This window comes from Methylobacterium sp. B1, assembly GCF_000333255.1.
In the GTDB taxonomy this organism is placed as follows: Bacteria; Pseudomonadota; Alphaproteobacteria; order Rhizobiales; family Beijerinckiaceae; genus Methylobacterium; species Methylobacterium fujisawaense.
On the sequence record NZ_BACT01000463.1, the window covers coordinates 1 to 3,027 of the forward strand.

General features: G+C 75.2%; 3 protein-coding genes. 2 read left to right on the forward strand and 1 reads right to left on the reverse strand.

The features are described 5' to 3' along the window. The first annotated feature begins 240 nt into the window (after positions 1–240). Positions 241–1,422, forward strand: a complete 1,182-nt coding sequence (locus I53_RS13435; protein ID WP_043351505.1) for an MFS transporter — start codon at positions 241–243, stop codon at positions 1,420–1,422. 3 nt (positions 1,423–1,425) lie between these two features. Here the strand turns inward: I53_RS13435 and I53_RS13440 are convergent, their stop codons facing one another. Next, positions 1,426–1,851 carry a cupin domain-containing protein gene (locus I53_RS13440; RefSeq protein ID WP_043351508.1) on the reverse strand — a complete coding sequence of 142 codons (426 nt, stop codon included), beginning with the start codon at positions 1,849–1,851 and terminating at the stop codon, positions 1,426–1,428. 762 nt (positions 1,852–2,613) lie between these two features. Between I53_RS13440 and I53_RS13445 the strand changes: the two genes are divergently transcribed. Further along, a partial coding sequence (locus I53_RS13445) for a nitrate- and nitrite sensing domain-containing protein (RefSeq protein WP_043351506.1) occupies positions 2,614–3,027 on the forward strand: 414 nt, incomplete at its 3' end.

A 3,027-nucleotide genomic window follows, 5' to 3' on the forward strand; every position in this document is an offset into this window, starting at 1 on the left:
CCCTTGCGCGCGCGGCAAAGCGTTCCGGCAGCGCCCGAGCGGGCGTCCAACCGGTCGTCCGAGCGGGCGCGCGAGGGCGCCTGCGAGGAACCGGGCAAGTCGCCGACGCATGGGGCCGCCGGTGTCCCCTCCGGGCGCGCGGCACGGCGCGCGCGACGACGGCCCGGTGTTGCACCGCGGGAACCGAGGCCCCACGTCGCCGGGATCCACCCTCGGACTCGACTCCATCGACAGGTGCCGATGCCAGCGCTCGACCTGACCGACCCGGTCGCCCTCGGCGGGGCGGGGGACCGGAATGCGGCCCGCGGACAGAGCGTGTCCACGCGGCTGCTGTTCCTGATCGTGGGCATCGCCAACGCCACCTGGGCGCCCCTGGTGCCGCTGGTGCAGGACCGCGCCGGCCTCGACGCGGCGGGGCTCGGCCTGCTGCTCCTCACCTTCGGCATCGGCTCGATCCTGGCGATGCCGAGCGCCGGGGCGGCGGCTTCGCGGCTCGGTTTCCGGCCGATCCTGCTCGCCGGCACGCTGGCGATCGGCCTCGCCCTGCCGGTGCTGGCCGTGGGCGATGGGCTCGTGGAGCTCACCCTGGCGCTGGTGCTGTTCGGCGCCGGGATGGGGGCGGTGGACTGCGTCATGAACCTGCAGGCCGTCGTGGTGGAGCGCGCCAGCGGGCGCCCGATGATGTCGGGCTTCCACGGCCTCTACAGTCTCGGCTGCATCCTGGGGGCGCTGATCGCCAGCGGCCTGCTGGCGGCCGGGCTCGGCGCGGGCTGGAGCGTGCTGCTCCTGGTCGCCGGGATCGCGGCCCTGTTCGCGGCCGCCTGGCCCGGGATCCTGCCGGCCGAGCGGGCAGGGGGGAGCGGAGGCCCCGCCTTCGCGCGCCCCCGGGGCGTCGTGCTGGTGCTGGGCCTGCTCTGCTTCGTGGTGTTCCTCACCGAGGGCTCGGCCCTCGACTGGAGCGCGGTGTTCCTGATCCAGCAGCGAGGCCTCGATCCGGCCTGGGCGGCGATGGGCTACGCGGCCTTCTCGGTGACGATGACGGCCGGGCGCCTTGCCGGCGATCGGGTCGTGGCCCGGCTCGGGCGGCGGCCCGTGGTGGTCTTCGGCGGCCTCCTGGCGGCCGCCGGACTCGCGCTCTCGGTCCTGGTCCCGGCCTGGGAGGCGGCCCTCGCCGGCTACGCCCTGGTCGGGGCGGGCTGCGCCAACATCGTCCCGGTCCTGTTCACGGCGGCCGGCCGCCAGACCGCGATGCCCGCGCGCGTGGCGGTGCCGGCGGTGACGACGCTCGGCTATGCCGGGGTGCTGGCGGGCCCGGCGCTGATCGGCTTCGCCGCGCAGGCTTTGGGCCTGTCCGCCGCGCTCCTGCTCGTGGCGGCCCTGCTCCTCGCCGTGGCGGCGGCCGGGCGGTCCCTGTCGGTGTGAGGCTCACGCCTCGGCGTTGCGCGCCATGAAGGTGGCGGGGCTACCGTCCTCCGGGTTCACGAAGACGATGTCGGTGGGCGCCCGCCGGGGGGTGTCGATCGCGAGGAACACCACCGGTTCCGCGGGATCGATCTCCGGCATGGCGTGGACCGTGCCCTTCTCGAAGACCAGGAGCTGACCGGGGCCGAATGCGGTCGCGGCGGCCGGGTCGCCCAGCCAGACCGTGCCCCGGCCCGACAGGCAGTAGAGGTACTCGTCGCAGGTGGCGTGGTAGTGCGGCGGAGTCGGCCGGTAGACCCGGAACACCCGGGCGCTCGCCGCCTCCCGGTCGGTCAGATAGGTGTCGACCAGGAGGGTCTGGGCGCTGCCGGGCAGTGCCGCCGCCAGCGCCGCCACGTCGAAGATGCCGGTCCCCGCCGCGTCCGCCATCGCCTCCGACATCACGTCCTCCTCACTCCGAAAACCGTCGCGCACGATCCTGTCCTCGGCCCGCCCGCTCCCGATCGGCGCCGGGGCACGCCGCGGGCTCGCGGCGTCGATCCCCCCGTCATGCTCACCCAGGGTGGTGCGCAGGCGCCCCGCGTCAACGCGGCGAGACAGCCCGTCGAGGCGTGCGCCCCGGCGGCGACGTCCTGCGGGCCGCCCATCCTGCGGGCCGCCCATCGCGCGCCGGGACGACGGGAACGCCCGGGGCCGCCACAGGCTCCGGCGCTTGCGGAGCCCGAAATCAGCCGCTCCGGATCGTCGACCGGGGTGACGAGAGCGACGATCCCGGCCCGGGGGGCGGCGGTGGCGGAGACGACGCGGGCCGGAGCGCGGAAGGGCGCAGCTGTCGCCCCCTGCTGGAGAGGACCCGGCGGTTCAGGGCGCTCCGGCGGCGGCGGTCCCGCATGACCCGGCGCAGGGTCACGATCCCGCGCCCCGCAATAGAACCGGGGGAGCGAATCCCCCGGACGGCCTCCGCCGAAGTACCGCCGCTGATGAAAGACGGCCCGCCCCCGCACGGGCGATCCCCGGAACCGATGATCCCCGCGCTGAAGACCTGGCAAACCTGCACACCGACAGCGGCGCCCCGACCGAAACTGCCATCCGATCAGGCAGAGCTGCACCGAATCCGGGCAGGTCAGCATAACCAGATCTTTATGACCTGCGGCCAAGCTCCGTTCTGTTCTCCGAGATATCCTGCCGCCGATGATCCTCCTCTCCTCGCTTCGCGCCCGGATCCTGGTCGTGGCGCTCGCCCCCAGCCTCGCCTTCGCGGGGGCCGCCGGCTGGACGGTGTCCGACCAGTGGGCGCGGCGCGCCGAGATGGACCGGGTGGAGAGCCTCGTCGGCCTCGCCTCGCGGATCAGCGCCTTCGTGCATGAGGCCCAGCGCGAGCGCGGCGCCTCCAGCCTGTTCCTGGGCGCGAAGGGCGCACAGTTCGGGCCCGAACTCGCCGCCCAGCGCGTGCGCACCGACGCGGCTCTCGCAGACCTTCCCGGGGCGATGGCGGCGGCCACGCAGTACGGCCCGGCCTTCGCGGCGCGCGGCGCGGGTTTCGGCCAGGCGCTCGCCGGGCTCGCCGACCAGCGGCGGGCGGTGGATGCCCGACGGCCGGCTCCC

Bases quoted from the DNA above. Each gene is read 5' to 3' on its own strand.
- I53_RS13435 (WP_043351505.1), top strand. From the start codon at position 241: ATGCCAGCGCTCGACCTGACCGACCCGGTCGCCCTCGGCGGGGCGGGG.
- I53_RS13440 (WP_043351508.1), bottom strand. From the start codon at position 1,851: ATGGCGGACGCGGCGGGGACCGGCATCTTCGACGTGGCGGCGCTGGCG.